The sequence below is a fragment of the Paeniglutamicibacter selenitireducens genome (assembly GCF_051550675.1).
GTDB lineage: Bacteria > Actinomycetota > Actinomycetes > Actinomycetales > Micrococcaceae > Paeniglutamicibacter.
Window position 1 is genome coordinate 163,595 of sequence record NZ_JBPULF010000008.1, and the last position, 16,581, is coordinate 180,175.

At 59.5% G+C, this 16,581-nt stretch carries 16 protein-coding genes; 9 read left to right on the forward strand and 7 right to left on the reverse strand.

The genetic code is table 11. From position 1 onward, the window contains the following. Positions 1-141 precede the first annotated feature (141 nt). The 5 genes from ACSYDW_RS14475 to ACSYDW_RS14495 all read left to right on the forward strand — a co-directional run bounded on the left by ACSYDW_RS14475 (position 142) and on the right by ACSYDW_RS14495 (position 4,287). Positions 142-405 carry a helix-turn-helix transcriptional regulator gene (locus tag ACSYDW_RS14475; protein WP_438339431.1) on the forward strand — a complete coding sequence of 88 codons (264 nt, stop codon included), beginning with the start codon at positions 142-144 and terminating at the stop codon, positions 403-405. After that, entirely contained in the window at positions 405-1,643 is a 1,239-nt protein-coding gene (locus tag ACSYDW_RS14480; RefSeq protein WP_438339432.1) for a tyrosine-type recombinase/integrase, read from the forward strand. Before ACSYDW_RS14475 ends, ACSYDW_RS14480 begins: the two co-directional genes overlap by 1 nt. A 139-nt stretch (positions 1,644-1,782) precedes the next feature. Continuing rightward, positions 1,783-2,061 carry a helix-turn-helix domain-containing protein gene (locus ACSYDW_RS14485; protein ID WP_438339433.1) on the forward strand — a complete coding sequence of 93 codons (279 nt, stop codon included), beginning with the start codon at positions 1,783-1,785 and terminating at the stop codon, positions 2,059-2,061. Positions 2,062-2,730: 669 nt separating this feature from the next. Then, entirely contained in the window at positions 2,731-3,630 is a 900-nt protein-coding gene (locus ACSYDW_RS14490) for a GNAT family N-acetyltransferase (RefSeq protein WP_438339434.1), read from the forward strand. A gap of 117 nt (positions 3,631-3,747) precedes the next feature. Then, complete coding sequence (locus tag ACSYDW_RS14495; protein ID WP_438339435.1) at positions 3,748-4,287, forward strand: Bax inhibitor-1/YccA family membrane protein; 540 nt, start codon at positions 3,748-3,750, stop codon at positions 4,285-4,287. A gap of 295 nt (positions 4,288-4,582) precedes the next feature. Here the strand turns inward: ACSYDW_RS14495 and ACSYDW_RS14500 are convergent, their stop codons facing one another. The 4 genes from ACSYDW_RS14500 to ACSYDW_RS14515 all read right to left on the reverse strand — a co-directional run bounded on the left by ACSYDW_RS14500 (position 4,583) and on the right by ACSYDW_RS14515 (position 7,971). Continuing rightward, positions 4,583-5,470: a GIY-YIG nuclease family protein gene (locus tag ACSYDW_RS14500; protein ID WP_438339436.1), complete on the reverse strand. Its 888-nt coding sequence runs from the start codon at positions 5,468-5,470 to the stop codon at positions 4,583-4,585. Continuing rightward, positions 5,460-6,170 (reverse strand): 8-oxoguanine DNA glycosylase OGG fold protein, encoded by a 711-nt coding sequence (locus ACSYDW_RS14505; protein WP_438339437.1) that lies wholly within the window; start codon positions 6,168-6,170, stop codon positions 5,460-5,462. Before ACSYDW_RS14505 ends, ACSYDW_RS14500 begins: the two co-directional genes overlap by 11 nt. Before the next feature lie 641 nt (positions 6,171-6,811). Then, positions 6,812-7,576 carry a phospholipase D-like domain-containing protein gene (locus ACSYDW_RS14510; protein ID WP_438339438.1) on the reverse strand — a complete coding sequence of 255 codons (765 nt, stop codon included), beginning with the start codon at positions 7,574-7,576 and terminating at the stop codon, positions 6,812-6,814. A 44-nt stretch (positions 7,577-7,620) separates the two neighbouring features. Then, on the reverse strand, positions 7,621-7,971 hold the full coding sequence (locus ACSYDW_RS14515) for a hypothetical protein (RefSeq protein WP_438339439.1): 351 nt from the start codon (positions 7,969-7,971) through the stop codon (positions 7,621-7,623). 12 nt (positions 7,972-7,983) lie between these two features. On the opposite strand from ACSYDW_RS14515, the gene ACSYDW_RS14520 reads away from it, so the two are divergent. Together ACSYDW_RS14520 and ACSYDW_RS14525 are read left to right on the forward strand one after the other, a co-directional pair. After that, complete coding sequence (locus ACSYDW_RS14520; protein WP_438339440.1) at positions 7,984-8,361, forward strand: hypothetical protein; 378 nt, start codon at positions 7,984-7,986, stop codon at positions 8,359-8,361. 1,859 nt (positions 8,362-10,220) lie between these two features. Next, positions 10,221-10,898 (forward strand): DUF4352 domain-containing protein, encoded by a 678-nt coding sequence (locus tag ACSYDW_RS14525; protein ID WP_438339441.1) that lies wholly within the window; start codon positions 10,221-10,223, stop codon positions 10,896-10,898. 78 nt (positions 10,899-10,976) lie between these two features. On the opposite strand, the gene ACSYDW_RS14530 is transcribed toward ACSYDW_RS14525, so the two are convergent. Both ACSYDW_RS14530 and ACSYDW_RS14535 read right to left on the reverse strand, forming a co-directional pair. Beyond that, the gene (locus tag ACSYDW_RS14530; RefSeq protein ID WP_438339442.1) at positions 10,977-12,077 is read right to left on the reverse strand and encodes a hypothetical protein; all 1,101 of its coding nucleotides are present in this window, start codon (positions 12,075-12,077) and stop codon (positions 10,977-10,979) included. A gap of 397 nt (positions 12,078-12,474) precedes the next feature. Next, positions 12,475-13,149: a DUF1800 family protein gene (locus tag ACSYDW_RS14535; protein WP_438339443.1), complete on the reverse strand. Its 675-nt coding sequence runs from the start codon at positions 13,147-13,149 to the stop codon at positions 12,475-12,477. A 98-nt stretch (positions 13,150-13,247) separates the two neighbouring features. Here ACSYDW_RS14535 and ACSYDW_RS14540 point away from each other — a divergent pair, with 98 nt between their 5' ends. After that, positions 13,248-13,691, forward strand: a complete 444-nt coding sequence (locus ACSYDW_RS14540) for a hypothetical protein (RefSeq protein WP_438339444.1) — start codon at positions 13,248-13,250, stop codon at positions 13,689-13,691. Positions 13,692-14,805: 1,114 nt separating this feature from the next. Continuing rightward, positions 14,806-15,987 carry a HipA domain-containing protein gene (locus ACSYDW_RS14545; protein ID WP_438339445.1) on the forward strand — a complete coding sequence of 394 codons (1,182 nt, stop codon included), beginning with the start codon at positions 14,806-14,808 and terminating at the stop codon, positions 15,985-15,987. On the opposite strand, the gene ACSYDW_RS14550 is transcribed toward ACSYDW_RS14545, so the two are convergent. Continuing rightward, positions 15,984-16,568, reverse strand: a complete 585-nt coding sequence (locus ACSYDW_RS14550; protein ID WP_438339446.1) for a hypothetical protein — start codon at positions 16,566-16,568, stop codon at positions 15,984-15,986. The two genes, ACSYDW_RS14545 and ACSYDW_RS14550, sit on opposite strands and share 4 nt — an antisense overlap. Between the last annotated feature and the right edge of the window lie 13 nt (positions 16,569-16,581).

The following is a 16,581-nucleotide window of genomic DNA, read 5'->3' on the forward strand; positions in this document are numbered from 1 at the left end:
CTGTTTGCGTCATTTTGGAATCTGTCTGGTTTCCAGAGTTTATGGGCCATAAATGGAACCCTGAGCCGGATAAATGGTCCCTAAATGGAACCTCCGGTAGAGACGCGGGGAGAAAACTAAAGCCCACACACTCTTATGGGCATGCATACGTTTGAAGGGCTCCAGGCCACCCCCACATCAACACCATCCGTCGCCCCTGTCGAGAGCGTCCACCGACCCTTGGGCGACAAGATCTACTCACGAGCCCAAGCAGCAGAAGCTCTGGGGATTAAACCGTCAACCCTAGCAAACCTTGCTTTGGCAGGTGGAGGCCCGAAGTTCACGCGCGTCGGCCGTATGACGATCTACTTGCGAGCGGACATCGAGGCGTACGCCGAGCAGACCATCGCCAAGGTGGCTGCATAGTGGCCCGCCCCAAGCTGAAGGCAGAAGAGAACGGCAGCATCGCCTCCTGGCAGTTGTCAACGGGACAGTGGGTGGCAAGCGCGTATTACAGGACTCTTGGTGGTGAGATGCGCCGCGTGAAGCGGACGAGATCGACCAAGGGCACAGCGATCAAAGCTGTCAAAGACAAACTGCAGCAGTTGCGCGCCGCCGGAGGCACCTCAGGAACCAACGTGGATGCGACGCTCGAACAAACCCTCGCCGCCTGGCTTGCCTCGATCGAGGTCGAAGCTCCTGAGATCAATGCTTCCGGTGAGGCACTCATCCGCCAGAGCAAGGGAATGACCGTCCAGACCTTCAGGCAGCATGTTCGCCACGCCGACTTCATCCTAAAGGGGTTGGGTGGCGTGGAAACGGCGGCCCTGACCACCGGGCAATGCGAAGCCTTCTTGCACGGCCTGGTGGACCGGAAAAACGAGAAGGGCTACTCGACCGCACGACTGGCCAAGGTAACCCTGAGCCAGGTGATGAACTACGCGGTGAGAATGGGCATCAGGCGGGAAAATCCGGTCGACAAGGTGGCCCCGCTGCCGAAGAAGGTGACGGTGCCGATGGCGCCAGGCCCGGAGTTGATCGACGACATGCGTATCTGGATCAGGGCGTACACGGAATCTGACGGTCGCTACGGCCCCAAACCCAATCGGAGAGTCTCGGATGTCTTCGAGCTGCTCCTGGCCACCGGCGCCCGCATCGGGGAGGTCATGGCACTTCGCTGGCAGGACGTCGATCTGCCAGTCGGGACTGTCACGATTTGCGGAACGCTTGTGGAACGCGGCGCACTTTACCGGCAACCCATGCCAAAATCGGAGCGGTCGAACCGCACCCTCCGGCTTACTCCTTGGGCCCTGGAATTGCTGCAGGAACTGCATACGATCCGTGACAAGGGCTCCGTATCCGGCGGGGTCTTCGTCACCAGGTCCGGACGTTTTGCCTCCATGAGCGGGGTGCGCCGCTCCATCCGTGGCGCCTTGGCTTGGAGCGACGCCGAAGGGACTGCCGGGGTAAACCCCCATGCGTTCAGGAAGGCTGTGGCCACAATCCTGGCCGAAGGGCTTGGAGAGAATGCGGCCATGCAACAGCTGGGTCATTCGTCCCCGGACGTGACTCGAAAATCCTACATACAGCGACCCGACGTGGTTCCCAACTACACGCATCTACTCGAGAGGCTCGCGCCTCGAGGTCGTGGAGAGAATTCGTAGTATTACCCACTCTTTGTATTCGTACGCAGGCATCTGGGGGCGCCACGTATTAGGGAACGCAAAGGGCTGGCTTTTGGGGATGCCAGCCCTTTGCACGCCTGCTGTTCTCGCACTGGGCGGCGATTGCTACGCTCATAGTGTGAAGAGACGTTTCCTGCCGACGGCCAATGCGGTCGCCGAAGCCGTGCGTATAGGCCGCATGGAAAAAGGCTGGACCCAGGCGCAGCTTGCCGTCAAGACGAAAGTCACGCGTCGGTTCATTCTTGAACTCGAAGAGGGCCATCTGGGGACTGACTTCAGGAAGCTTCTCGAAATCTTGAGGGCATTGGACATCCATGCCGTAGAACTTCCGTCGATCGCATCAAACGTCCGTCTGGAAGACATCGATCTGGATGAGGAGTTAGAACGGTTCAGCTAAGCCGAAGGGCAAATGAAAAGAACCCTTCCCGCCGACTCTATGTCCTTTCGCTATGTGAACATCCATTCGCCCCATGGCTTCACGGCCATGCTATCCATTCAACATCCACCGGACCCGCTCGCGTGAATTCTCGTAAGGATCCAGTAAGAAGACCCCCGGCCGGTCGCCATAAATAGCCCGAACGATTCGGGGAGGGTGGCGGTATCGTGAATCCAAGACACATAGGAGTCCATCGCCCTGTCAGAAGCACAGGAGGGCCTGAGCCCGCAGCATTTGCGTTCATAGGGGGCCGCTGAGCGGATGTTCTGCTTGGCCGAAGAAAAGTTCGTCATGCTCACCGCCAGCGAAGCGGACTTGTTGCTCGCGGCCTGAAACGCCCCGGAGTTGCGCGAATACAACCAACCCTGCGGTGTACCCGCGGCGGCCAGCGACAGACTCCATGGGTACACCCGAAGAGGTGGCGTTCGCTAAGAAGTGCAGCGACATCCTCTGCCGTTAGCAAGGGCTTAGCGTCACCACCGGCCTGCCCGTGAAGGCCTACCCGTTCTACGAACCGTTTCCCGGGAAGGTCATGAAACCTGATGCCGGTGTACAGGCTTCGCCGGTAAAGTCTCAGACATCGCGTCTGACCTGACCGAACAACAATATTGAGCGAAAGAAGGACCTCTCGTGACCGATGGTTTTGAGACAGACTACTACGTCGGCCAGCCGGCCAAGGGCGATGCGTCAGTGGGCGCAGCCATCAGTGACCCAAACCTTGTTGCTGTCTCCGAGTCGGATGTACTTGCGGCGGCCGCGAGTGCTTCGCGGCTCAAAGAACGCCGGCTTGGGTTCCGGGTCGCGAAATCGGGAAAGCAGGTGGTGGGCTTTGCTGGCTTTGGGCCGTTCACCAACAGGGAGGGTAAGACCTTCCTCCACGGTTCAACAGCTTTGCTGGCACGGCTTGTTGTCGAAGAAGCGCACCGTTCGCAGGGGCTCGGTGTCAGGCTTATTCAGGCCGCCGAAGAGGCTGCCAAGACCCTAGGGTTTGGACTGATGGTTTCGGGCATGACGGATGCCGGTGCCGCAGCTGCGAGGAAGGCCGGGTGGACCGTCCTGGATAAAACGGAACGGCTGACCTGGCTCGAGCCGGAAACACCCGAGGAAGTCGCTTTCCTTCCCGCTGGCACAAACCTCAATGCCCTGCAGAAAGTCGCCGGGATGCGTCATCTGCACACCGACTCAGCGGGGGATTACCCGAATCTCGCCTATAAGGAACTCGTCCCCCCAGGCGTGCTCAAGATCGTCGTCTACCGCTCGGACGGCTCTCCCGAATATTTGGGCGATCCCTTCGCAGAAGCGGCTTTGGCTGGATCAATGGGTCTTTCGGATTTGCCATTCTCCGGATTCGCTCGCTTCCTCCCTGATATTTTCCGGCAAGGAGGCTATGAACGAACGCTTGAGCTTTGCACGGACTGGGTCAGCTTGAACCAGGAGCAGGCCAAGTGGATTGCCGGGCTTTTCGACGTCGACCTGGATCTATTTGCGAAAAAGCTGGCCGATGACATGGAGTACGCCGCGAAGCGCTAGCCGGGGCGCCGCAATGGGACACCTAGAGGCGGCGGGGAGAAGCATCGACCCGCCGCACTCTATATAGGTAAGAGGCTCACATCCCCGTGAGCCTGACGATTCTGAAAGGTCACCGCCGTGTCCACCAACCCCACGCTCAAAAGTCTCCGCAAGTTTGAGCGTAGCCCCCTTGAGAACGCCGCAGAAGCAGTCACCGTCAAGGACATTGCCGAGAAGACCCTCCTCTGCTTCGGCCTCGTTATTATCGGCTTCGCCATCGGTCGGAACGTCCTGCTCCTGGGCCTGATTGGCTTCGTGGTTTCACTCGTCCTGGGCTTGGTCATCGGCTTCACCCGATCCACAAACCGCCGGATGATCACCACCTACGCCTTCGCCGAAGGCCTGATCCTGGGCGCGATCTCCGATGTCTTGAACACCGCTTACCCAGGCGTCGCCGTTCAGGCAGTCGTTGCGACCCTCTGCGTTGCACTGACCGTTCACGTCCTGCACGCGAACGACAAGATCCGCACCACGAAGCGCTCCAACGCCATTTTCACGACCGTACTCATCGCCTACGCTCTGTTCTCGCTGGCCAACGTCTTCCTCATGGTGCTTGGCCTGACCGAAGGCATGTTTGGCCTGCGCAACGGATGGCTCGGCGTGGTAGCCGGCCTCTAACTCAGCTTTTACTGGCGTCTGGTTTCCTTTACAGAGAACTGCAGGTTGCTAGCTTGGCACCTCGGTATATCGTCGAAGACTCAACCGCTTAGCTCCTTGTGGGCCTAACCAATCTCATAGCAGGCATGATCTGTTTCAATAATGGGTCACCCAATTTCAGAATTGGGCGGCCTGTCTCAAGATTGACTTGGCCAGTATCCAAATACGGATGCCTATATAGAAATTAGAGACGTCGTCGCATTGCACTTTCCAGCGTAGAGAAAGTCCCCCTCCCCGCTCCTGCGCACACATTGTGTCAGTTTCGGTTCAACCCAAACCGCCTGGTGAGTAGCGCGTCCTTGTAGTGTTTCTCCGCGTCATCGATGTCCGATGGAGCGGCTCCGGGGCTGAAGACCCGAAGGATGCTGAATTGGAAGTGCTGGCGATGGGTCATGTCGAGGCTGTCCAGTTCGCGCATGGCGACGTTGCCTCCGTGGCCAGTCTTCGCATAGTAACTCCAACGGCCGAGGAGCCGCTCCGCACCATCCGCCTTGCCCACGTAGAGCCGCCCGGTGCTCGTGTCGGCGATCAAATAGATGCCCTGGACGTTCCGCAGCAATTCCCGCCAGAGGCCATAGCGCGAATCCCCGATGACGTCCTCCAGCTCGCTGAAGGTCAGCAAAAGGTTGTCGAAGCCGGGGAATGGCTTCGGATTCGCGTCGGCGATTTCTGTGACCAAACATTTGGCGGCTACTTCAGCTCGTCTGGCCCAGTTGATAGCCCCCGCTCCCCAGTCGATGACCAGCCTATTGCGGAATGAAGCAAGGTGATTCGAAGGCGTCAGATTGTAGGACCGATGGGTGTCGGTCCGCTCTTCGAGAGCCTCCCCGTGGTTCTCATAGGCGCCAAGGAACCTGCATCGGGAGCCACCTGATGCGATGAAAATCAGCCAGATGCGGGGCGGCTTCTTGGGGAATTTGACGGGCTTGAGCAGCTGTTCGCGCGTATATGCCAGGATCTTCTCCGGCGTCAGGTCGGCAGGCCCGGCCAATCCACTGTCCTTGTAGGTGTGCCGAATGACCAGAACCTCGGAAGGGTCGATACCTGAAGCTGCGAGGAGGTCCCCGAAGGTCAGTTTTCCTTCCAGATGTACGGACGGGATCTCTGAGGCCGGCGCCATCAGCTCGGTGCTCTTAGTCGCCAACGTTGAACGCCCACCGTTCAACTTCGTCGAATCCAATCTTTCGTTCGGGTGTTGAGAGCTCGCGCGCCCAGCTGGCCATGACCTCGTTGGCCGCAGAGTACGTGCCGTACCCGTAGCGGGAACCGTACTTCGGGGTGAGCGGCTCGGCGGTGTAGCGGCTCAGGGTTTTCAGGACGCGCTCGTCCACGATCAGGCAGGGGTGCTCTGGATTGCCGGCGCCCGCGGCGTAGAGGAACTTCGTGAAGAAGTTCGGACCCAAGTATTTCACGAGCGGGTTGAACGGCTGCAGGGTGCGGAACGCTGCTTCCGGTTCGGTGCGCGAGAGGGTGGCAGCGCGGCGTAGCGCGGTGCCAATGCCGTGGACATCCGCCTCGACGGAGGTGATGCGCTGGGTGGTGTTGCGGTGACGGTTCCCGCTGCCCCAGGCCAGAGCGCGCCAGAGCAGGGCGTACGCGGCTTCGTTGGTGTCGTCCTCGAGGGCGGCGTCGGCCATGGCGAACATGGAACCGCGGGTGATGCGCCCCTTGTCGGTGGCCCCGTCGAGACCGCGGACCGGTGCACCGGGAAGGTGCCCGATGCGGATATTCCAGTAGAGCAGGTTCAGGTCGAAGCCGTGCTCGTCGATGGCCTGGGCGCGTGGGGTGGCTTTTGGGTACGCGCGCAGGTCATCCGGTGCTTCAGGGGTTGCGAGTGTCGTCATGGCTTCCAGATTAGTGGCCGCCGACACCCGGTTAGTTACAAGTACAGATCAGAAGGCCCCTATAGCTAAGCTGCACGGTTATAGCTGTCTCTGTATTCGTCCCAGATTTGGGAGCCGTCACCGCTATGCGAATTTGTCAGCGTTCTGTCATCTTCGCCGCGTGGTTGCCTCGTTCTCCTCGTCCTGGGGCCAGGAAACCGAGCTCCAAACCGTGTCACTCGCGTGCGAAACGGATACTTAGCCTGGCATACTTTCATTCCACTGTTGGGGTTCATCCCATAGTTTGCAAAGGCAGATCGACCGCCGTCGCCCACCCTGTATTGTAATTGCATCATTTACGATACAGGTTGGGCTTCGGCGCACTTTCGGATCACCAACAAGCAGATTTTCGGTTGGTTTGCACGGCCGATCGTCGGCAAAATAGCAAATGCTAAGGAACGCAAACATTCTTGTCCCAGACTAGTTCTGTGCTCGAGGAGGAAGATTTGACGCCCCCCGCTCAGGTAGGCGCATAGATCGAACATAGGCGCAGGGGCAAAGATCTGCCCCAGAGCCCGGGCGCCCGGGCAAACGAGCGCCCGCGCAGAGCTGGCCATGGTGATACGCGTCGGCGCAGTAGGCGGATCACCCCGCCGTGGGCGCTAGCTTCCCAGGCGGTGCTGTGGGGTTACCCAGTCCTGCTTCCAGTTCAGCGGCTCCGACAGGGCCGCGACACGCGAGAATTCGTTCAGGTACTGCTGGGCCACGTCCGCGTCGTGGATTTCCACCGCGTTTTCGAACGAGTTTCCCCCGTTCTTGGACAGGTTGAACGACCCGGTCCAGACCGCGGACGGAACGAATTCGCAGTCATCATTGAGCGTTACACGAACCAGGAACTTGTGGTGCATCCGGGGCATGGTGGCCCGCTTCTGCGAGTTGTGGTTGCCGACGCACGTCACCGGATCAACCGTCGGGTCATTCGCGTAGGACATCATCCCGTACGGGTATGGAAACATGTAGCGGGCGAAGCCGTTGGACAGGGCACCGTAGTTGCTCCGGAGCATCTGCTTCCAGGAGTTGTTCTGGTCTTGGTCGGGGCGCAGGAAATCTTCCTTCTGAACAACGATCGCTGTTTGGACTCTGGCAAGTGCCTCGAGGATGGGGGTGGATGTGAGCCACGCAACGCAGCCAACGATTGCTTCGGAGCCTCGGATGAAGTCGACGACGGGGTCGGTGAGGTCACCGAAATGGGTCGTGATGTTCCCGATCTGGGTGGACCGGATCCGTTCGCCGTTCCATTTCCCTTCCTCCAGTTTCGGGTGGGCTGTATGCAGGTCACGGTCCGCGCCGATTGGCGTGAATGTTTCCTGATGGATGAGCCACTCGTCGACTTCGCGGTCTCGTCGTTCCAGCCAGTTTTCAGTCATGCCATCCCCCAAATAGGTCTTTGCTCAGTAGGAGGCTGATTCTGTCACACTTCGGGTGGAGCGGTGGCGACGGGAAACCACCCGGTATACGGGGCGGTCACCTGCCAGAACCGGGCCAGTGCCTCCGCGAGTCGCGCGTGCATGATCTCGCTGGTCCCATGGGGAACGCTGAAGTCTTCAAAGATGCCGTCGCTCAGGCGGGCCCGGACGTTGACTTTCTCCTGGGTCAGGCGTGCCACGGCGTCACGGATGGTCAGCGAGGGCTCCCGGTAAGACTCGCCGGTGATGGGCCATATGGCGTCGAGGGAAATCATTTCGGCAACCAGGACTCCGTTGAGGTGCCGGATCTGGATGTCGGGCAGTTCCGCGCCCCACGAGACGGTGGAGATGTACATGCTCAGGGCCAGTTGTGCCTGATCGTCTGCGAACGGTTCTTCAGGGTTGTTTTTGGCGCCTTCGAAAACACTTCCTTCCGGGAAGACGGCCACGCCCTGACCGTCGAAAGCTTCCACCTCAGCGACGACAACACGGACGTCTTGCAGATCGGCTGGGTTTCCCAGGACGTCGAGGACGAATGCTACTTGCTGGACTTCAACCTCATCACCGACAAGGGCAGGATTCTGGGACCGTACGGCGGTCCAGAAGACCTGCAAACCTCCGACATGTCCCAGGTGGCCTCCAAGGACACGTGGGACGAGCAGGAGCCCCTTATGGCCCTGGGCTGGCTCAAGGAGCGCCACCGGGTGAAGGTCGCATTATCCCGAGCAGCGCAGCGCATTTCATAATCTCAATTCCATAGAGAATGCTTACAATCAGAAGAAGTTTGGAGAGGCCATGGCCGACCCGGACGCCTCGCGCTCAAACTCAATCCGCTAGCTTGAACCCAAGCACAAATTCTCGAGAAAATGCATTTCATGAAGTATCGATGCAATTATTTCCGACGAGCCGAAGAGTGGGCGTGAGGGCGCATATACGACGGCGTCCCGGGCGGAGCCAGCGCAGTCGATGACAGGCGGCCGCCTGACGTGCGGTTGCTCACACCCGTCACCGTTGCATCGTGGCGCTCGGGATTCGGCCGCACGGCGGGTCGTACCCGGCAGTGGGCGATGTGCCGCGTCGAGGCACGGATGAGCCGATGCCCAACGCCCGAGAAATTCCTCCAACCTGGGAACTCGGATCGAATTCCCAGGTTGAGCGGGTGACTTGTGGCCCAATTGACGCTTGCGTCTGGGCCAGCATAATTTCGCGCCAGCACTGGGATGCAAACCCCTTCGAAGGGTGCTGGCCCAGCTGGACCTTTCAGAAACATATACCTACATAGAGCTGGTAATACTAATAGATGGAACCGGGAGCGGAACATATATATGTCCTTGCGTACTGTATATACCTCCCTGCTGGGCCAGTAGGGCCATATATATATATATATTTAAGTGAACTGTTAACTTAAGTAGTAGTAATAGGCCCTTATTTCCGGGGTTTTCATCCAATGATCGATATTTCTCAATCACTGGCCCAGTTGCGTCATTTTCCTGGGCCAGCGGTGGTCTTTCTGGGCCAGGGCACCCCCAGCCACTTTTGCGGCACCGATTTCAGGGTCTCCCGGGGCGCCACGGCCCCTCTGGAGCCCGAGGGCGGCCTTCTGGGGGCCGGAACGTAGGGAGAGCCCTCAGATTTGCTGCAAGGCACCCTTGAGGGGCACCAGGAGCCCCGCAGCGCACTTCCCGGGGAGTACTTGTCGCCCCAGGGCGCCCCTGCCCCTTCGCGAACCAAGGCAGCACCCCCAGTGACGCCTGCATCGATCCGCGCGCCGATCACCAGTGGCATTCCCGACAGGCCGGGCTCGCACCGCAACGGAACCCCCACTTCGAAGGGCCTTCGAGCACACAACCGCGGCAACTTTCGATCCCCTAAATGACGCAGATACCCGTCCGACAATTTCACAAAGAATACCAATCATAGATTCAAGTAAAACGAATTCTTGAACACCAAAAAACACGCCAGAAACATGTCCGCGAACCCCGCCCCAGCATGTGCTACAGGCCCCCTCAGGCTCCGGGCACGGACCCACCATAAGGCGCGCGATATCGAAACGTCCATCATGTTCAGCTTCATGCAGCGCCCGCCGGTCAGGAGGTTGGCCTTGGCGAAGAAAATCCAGATGGCGCGCGCTTCACAACAAGGTCATCCCTGAACTCCTGAAACAGCGTCCAAAGAACTGAAGGTAAGTCTGTGAGGTCCAAGCCCGGCCGCCTCCCCAGAAGGCCTGAATCCCCGAGCCCATCGCACGCTGCTATGTCCCAACAAGAAGGAAATCCCAGGACCATCGCACCCATTCATGGTGCTGGACGGGGACGACAAGCTCTTGGGCAACCTCGGCCCGTGTGACCACCGTTTCCGACTCGCTCCTGGAAGGAATGACAAACCTGGAGCGATAAGTCATCGGAAAGTAGGGTTGGCTCCCTAAAGGCCTGGCGGCGGAAATTGCTGCCAAGCCTTTTGCCGTGGCGACGGAGACTGAGAAAGCGACTGAGCAGGAGACAACCTGAGCTGGATTTTGGCATGTCAATTTCCGTCCGGTTCGACATAACATGGGTGCACCAGTCGTGGCCGACAACGCCACACTCGCATACATGGAGGGGGAACCATGGAGAAAAAGACGTATGGGTGCGTCGCATTGGGGTTTGTTGCGTTGGCCACGCTGACATCATGCGCATCCGGGGGCGAATCGCCAGCACCAGCACCAGCAACCGTCACGGTCACGGCGACCGCGGCACCGGCACCGGCACCGGCTACCGTGCCGACACCCACACCGACGCCAAAGGAGGCAGAGGAGGCGGAGCAAGCGACTCCCAGCGATTCACTGATCGCCGAAGTCGGAACCGCCCTGGTGAACCACGGCATTGGCTTGACTGTCAACGAAGCGAAAATCGTCAAAACTATCCCGATCAACCACACCACCTACGACCCAGAATCGTCATACGCGATCTTCACCGATGAGAAACCGGGCTCAGGCGGCAAATACCTGCAGGTGCGCACCTCCATTGAAAACACCGGATCCTCTTCACTGGACCTCACGTGCAGTTGGCCCATCGAAATCTTCGCCCTCGATACAAGATCCCGCCAATACGACCCGATCGAGGAGCTCTACAATCTCAAGGGCAATCCGGGGTGTAGCTCCAATCTGCAACCGGGCTTCAAGGACAAGATGACATACGCATTCCTCGTGCCGAAAGACGCCGAGCTTGCCGGTTTGATTTTCCGGGACACCAGCGTGGGTGACGTTGACTTTTCCATCGTCCGATTCGATCCGACCCTCAAGTAAGATCCCAGGACAATGTCCGTCCTCCCCTTCGTAGGGAGACGTGACATTATCCTTAAGGCTGTTTGTGTACGGCTCCGACTAGGTGGTTCGGCTCCGTTTCGGGGTCGGGCCACCTTTCGTCTTGGCACTCTGTTGGGGATTCGCATTGTGGACCGGCTTCCGCAAAATTCGAACGATCGACCGCGGCGGCCGCTTCGACTTACCGAACACCTCGGCGGGCAGCGGTGACCAGTCGAACGGGTAGTTGAGCGAGGCCACCGGCGTTGCCAAGGCACCGGCAATCACCCATAGCGACCGGATGATGCTGATGCCCACCCCAACGATGGCTAGGTTGGTTGCCGGGTCGGAATTGTCCGTCCGCAAGCGAATGCCTGGCTCGAGTCCCTTGACCTTGATGAGCTCCATATAGGAGATCGAGGGGCCATTGATGATCGGGGTCGCGGCCGCCCATTCCTCAAGGGTCAACGATTCCCGTGGTGCCACACCAGTGAGCAGCGAATACTCGATGTCTGCCCGCGGGGCCACGGCTGCCCCGTGCTTGAGTTGGTTGTTCCCCTGGGCGCCACCGAAATGGTCATCGGAATAGAACCGTGCAAAATGCTGCAGCCACTCGACGAGGAACCGGTAGTGGCGGTCCATCTCGTCGGGGTCCGCGGGTTCATCGGCGGGCTGGAGCTGTGGTGGGAAGATCGTGGCCTTGACGGTGTCCAGGACTTCGTCGCGCAGGAGTTCCTTGATCGGCTGCCGGAGCTGGTCTGCCGAGCGCATGTTCAGCAGCGCCTGCATGGGGCTGGCGCCGACCTTCCGGCTTTTCGCAGCCACGTACAGCCGCAATGTGGTCTCGATGACGTGCTGCATCAGAGCGTATGACTCGATCGCGGCCATCGTCGTGGGATCCAGCGTGTTTCCCGGAGGGTTCTCCAGGTCGAATTTCTTGTCGATCAGGGAGGCATACTGGCTGAACAGGCTTCCGGGGTCCTCGTCGTACCATTCGCGCACATCCTGTTTGGCGGTGTCTGCGGTCTTGATGATCTCCCAGAGCCGACGCTCGAAATACTCGGCGGGGCTGACCCGAAAATAGTGATCGCTCAGCTCTTTCTCCAGGGCCGCCGCGTCGTCCTCCTCGACCGGCGTCAGGGGGAGCGCGGTGCCAATAGTGTAGGGCTGGTTCGGTTCCATACAGCCAACCTACCGTTTCCGCCCCACGGCATGGCCGAGCACCTCCTCCCAGCACCGGGCAGAGAAGCTCTAGTCCGTGGGCTTTCAGAAGTCGAAGCGCCGAGAAGCGGTCACTGTGCCGGCCGCGTTCTGGGCTCAACACAGCGCTCAGACGCTCTCGCACGACCATCATGAGAGCACTTGCGGCTCACTCGCCGGGCGGTTCCAAGTTAGTTGTCCTTTTTCCAAGATAGTTGGCCAAATTCCAATCAACATGGCCATTTTGCAAAAACATGGCCACACCTGTCGCCAACCAAGATGTTGAGAACCCTTGTCAGCTCACGTATGCGAATGCGAAGTGGACTGGCACACCGTGATTCCTGGCCGCCGCCGACCCATTCCTGGGAAAACTGGCCAACTAGTTTGGAAAACTCCGGCGCCGATGTCGATCCGGTGGCCGAACTGAACGGGGGCAAGAGCCCCTCCTCCCGGCCGCAGGAAGAGGGGCTCGATGCCGGGGGTATCGGATGAAAATGCGCGGGGAGGCGAACACCATGCGGACCGTGTCTTTGAGCCGCGCCGAGTTCAGCACGGCGTCTCCGATTCCGACGTGCGCCGGAGCGTTCTTCCGGGCGTCCCCCGTCATCAGATGCGCGGCGATCGACAACCGGTCGTCCTCGGGCAGGACGTGCCCGTAGATGAACATGGTGATCCGGTCGACCGCCTTGAGGGCAGTCATTTTCGGATCCAACCCGAACACTTCACGCCACGGCTTGAAGGTGGCGTAATTGAGCGGCTGGTTGGCAATCTGTTCGGTTAAGTTCCAGGTGTTCAGCATAATGTTCGGCGTCATCAAGTGGGAGGCCACGTGCGGGGACCCGTTGGGGGTGCGCCACTCCTGGAACTTCTGGCCGCACTTGGACATCCAGCTGGCCTGCGGGGCTAACACTTGGGTGTAGCCGCTCACCCAGTTCCCCTGCAGGTTGATGTCGGTGATCGTGGCCGTGCGGAGCATGGTGGCTACGACCTCGGCCGGCCGTCTCCACTTGGCAACTTTCGTCAGATCGGTTTGCTTCCCCAATATCTTGGACATGCGATCCTTTCCACCAAGGTCCATCAGACCGACAGATCATTTTGAATTCACTCAGATGAGTTGCGATAAAGTTGAAGAAAATCTAGGAGGACTGAGTCGTGGGACGACAGGTTCAAGCTTTGGAGCGGTTGGTGACCATTAGCGCCGAAACCCAAGCTAATCGCTTCGATGCATTACTCACGCTTCAAGAACAAAACGGCGGGCCGCTGACGTTTCAGGATGCAGTCGGTTTGATGGCCAAGCGCGACGTGGTTCTCTCTAGATCAACGTGGCACAAACTTCGAGACCCCAAGTACCTGATCAAGAACTTCAACGTGCTGGCCGCTTTCGCAGATGTGTTCGGCGTGGACGGTGAGTACCTCATCAATGAGGATGCAGTAGTCCCCGAGGCAATCGCTTCCCAGCTTCAAACGCTGGCTGCTGTGCGCACTGCTTCGGTCATGAAGTTTGCCGCTCGCAGGTTCGGTTCGGCACAGTTCTCCACGGAAGACCATAGGATCTTGCAGGACATACTAATGAAGTACATGGCGCTGGTGGTCTAGGCCCGCGCAATCTTCAAAAAGACCCGGATCATGTGCAACCGGGTCTTTTGTGTCCCAAACGAATTGTCTCTGCTAGCACCCCACGCAAAGACACCGTCGCTTGGGCTCTAAGAATCTTTTTGCTAAAAAGGCAATAAATGACCCTAGCTGTAACACCAAGGTTGGGTCGCCTGCTGCGAAATTGGTTGTAGGCCCACCAGTTCCATATTTGGCAATTGGGGCCACCCGCGTATTTAGAAATACGTTGCTGTGGTCTTCCCCGTAGCCCCAAGTGAGGAACAGACCATCGGCTACCTGAAAGCAACCCGGGTGCTGGATCTTTTGCTAGAAGGTGAGGTGCGTGGTGATGGGCAAGCATCCATCCAGGTTCGCCATGTCACCCAATGTTGAAATACGCAATAAGCGCAGTTTGCGCCAGTTCCAATTAGGGTACTGGCGGGCAATGAAAGGTCGTTCGGATGCCGCTTCATCCAATGTGGGCATTGACTCGGCGAAATCGTGTCGATAAGCGACAGCCGTGGCTGAACAGCATCTGATGCTCGTGCCTCCGGCACCTCCACGGTATGCGGGGCATCACCTGAAAGCGCTGGCCGCATGTGGATCCTGGGCCATTGTGCGGTCGGTGTGGATGAAGAAAGTTGGGGTCGAGGTGTGAAGGCGGATGGTTCTTGCTTGACCGGAGAAATCCAAATCTTGTTGCTTATCTGGAAATAAGCCCGACGGCATTCGCTTGACACTTCTATGTCATATCAAGTCACGTTCTGGACTTTTTTGGCCTGAGCCACGGCAGCCAGAATATTGAACACATGACGGGCTGGATACCGGGTTTGACCCGGTTGATGCCGCCGCTGATGCATCCCGGGCCGACCGGCAAATGGTGCTTTCAAAAAGTGGATCCCCTGCAAATGTCGAAATTGCAGATACTGTCCTACCCGTCAAGGACTGTCTTTGCCTCGAATCGAAGGATTTATCCAGCCTATACAGACCACCAACGATTGTTGCAGCAGCGCGACTACGGGTTGCAGTGCAGTCGTCATAATGGGAGCATCCTATGTTCCGAGGTGCCATCAGCAACGCAACGAAATACCGTAATCCAGCGATGGAGGAAGCCGACATGGACGAGCTGCACGCATTCATCGGAGGCGCGCTGGCCGGAATATTCCACCAGCGGGAAGGCTGCGCCTACTTCGAGTACGACCCTGGTTATGCGGGCATTCCGCTGTCTTTGTCGCTGCCACCCGATCGTGACCACTCCCCCGCTGCTGCCCTGGCATTCCTGGACAACCTATTGCCGGATAACGAGAATGTCCGACTGCGCTGGGTGCGGGCCGGTTCGCTGCCGGCGGCAAGTCCGTTCACCTTGCTGGCCGCGTGTGGGGAGGACGTTGCGGGCGCCGTCTCACTCTCCGCGGATCCAGGCCTGCCCAACCGGACACCGGCACCGCTACTCGAAGCCACCGAGGAGGATATCGCCCGGCGCATCACCGCGCTCCGCACAGATGCCGCGGCCTGGACCGATCCGGAGATGATGCCGCGGGCCTCGATCGCCGGGATGCAAGGCAAGTTCTCGTTGGCTAGGGTGGACGGCCGCTGGTTCTGGCCGACCTATGAGACTCCCTCGACGCACATCTTCAAGCCGCCGGCCAAACAGCTGCGCTCCATTGAGTGTTTCGAGCACCTGAGTCTGGAGCTGGCCCGGACCGTGGGCGTCGAAGCGTCACGCTCATCGGTCATGGAGTTCGGTGGCCAACCGGTGTTCGCGGTGGAACGCTGGGACCGTGCCCGGGGTGTGCGCCTTCCGGCCGAAGACATGAACCAGGCCCTCGGCCTGCCTACGGACGGCAAGTACGACGTTGAGGCGCCGCAGGTGGCACGGCTGCTTGGCAATCACGGGTTGGGCCTGCAGTTCGTGCGCCAGCTTGCCTTCAACGTTTCCTTGGGAAACACCGATGCACACGTCAAAAACTACTCACTGCTGCACGCCAGCGGCCGAACGCAGCTGGCACCGCTCTACGACACCGTCCCGGTCCACCTGTGGCCGCACTACGACACCAGGTACGCCATGGCGGTGGGCACGGCCCGTCTTCCGGCGCAACTCACCGAGGCCAACTGGCGTCGCTTCGCCGCGGCATCGGGGCTGGATCCGGACCTGGTGTGCCAGGAAGCGTTCGCAGTCATGCGTCGGGTGGTCGAGTGCTACCAAGAGGTGTTCGCTGCCGGTGGCGTCGATCAGGCCCGCATGTCGATGATCGCCAGACACACCAACAAACTCCGCCGGGTGCTTCCGGCGAGTTAGATGATCCGGCCCAGAGAAGCGGCGAACTCGACGACTGGCGCTGCGTCGGCACCTGATTCGAGCCATTCCTTCGGGGAGACGGGAACACCGGCGAGCACCAGGTCTGAATTTGGCGACAGGAAGAACCCCTCGACTGACTGCGGGTGCAATCCCGCGGGCATCGCCTCCAGGACGTCCTTCATGGACGGGATGATGCCGTGGGAGCCAAACTGCCAGCGCGGGAAATGCGGCCGGCCCAGCACGCTGAACGAGTACAGCTTGCCGCTGGCACGATAGCTCCGGACCGTCGACTCGGCGATTCCCAGGCGGGCCGCTGCTTCGCTGCTGGGGAGGGCACTGCTGACACTAATTGACAAGGCGACTGCGTTGGTGGCTAAGGCTTCTTCCGGCGTGCTGCGGGGAGTCCCGGCGTGCCGGTCCCAAAAATCCTGTGCCTCCTGCGGGAGCGCGACGATTCCCGGCTTGCGGAGTTGAAGCCTCAGGGCCTCGGCGAACGCCTCCAGATCGAAGCTCAGGCCGCTGCTTTCGAACAGTTCGGCAATGCGCCTGCCGGCGTCTTGGTGCTCTGCCCTTGCGCTCATGGTGGCCTCCCGT

Coding starts and splice junctions, on each gene's coding strand:
- ACSYDW_RS14525 (WP_438339441.1), top strand. CDS start 10,221: ATGGAGAAAAAGACGTATGGGTGCGTCGCATTGGGGTTTGTTGCGTTG.
- ACSYDW_RS14515 (WP_438339439.1), bottom strand. CDS start 7,971: ATGTACATCTCCACCGTCTCGTGGGGCGCGGAACTGCCCGACATCCAG.
- ACSYDW_RS14535 (WP_438339443.1), bottom strand. CDS start 13,149: ATGTCCAAGATATTGGGGAAGCAAACCGATCTGACGAAAGTTGCCAAG.
- ACSYDW_RS14475 (WP_438339431.1), top strand. CDS start 142: ATGCATACGTTTGAAGGGCTCCAGGCCACCCCCACATCAACACCATCC.
- ACSYDW_RS14550 (WP_438339446.1), bottom strand. CDS start 16,568: ATGAGCGCAAGGGCAGAGCACCAAGACGCCGGCAGGCGCATTGCCGAA.
- ACSYDW_RS14505 (WP_438339437.1), bottom strand. CDS start 6,170: ATGACGACACTCGCAACCCCTGAAGCACCGGATGACCTGCGCGCGTAC.
- ACSYDW_RS14530 (WP_438339442.1), bottom strand. CDS start 12,077: ATGGAACCGAACCAGCCCTACACTATTGGCACCGCGCTCCCCCTGACG.
- ACSYDW_RS14510 (WP_438339438.1), bottom strand. CDS start 7,576: ATGACTGAAAACTGGCTGGAACGACGAGACCGCGAAGTCGACGAGTGG.
- ACSYDW_RS14545 (WP_438339445.1), top strand. CDS start 14,806: ATGGACGAGCTGCACGCATTCATCGGAGGCGCGCTGGCCGGAATATTC.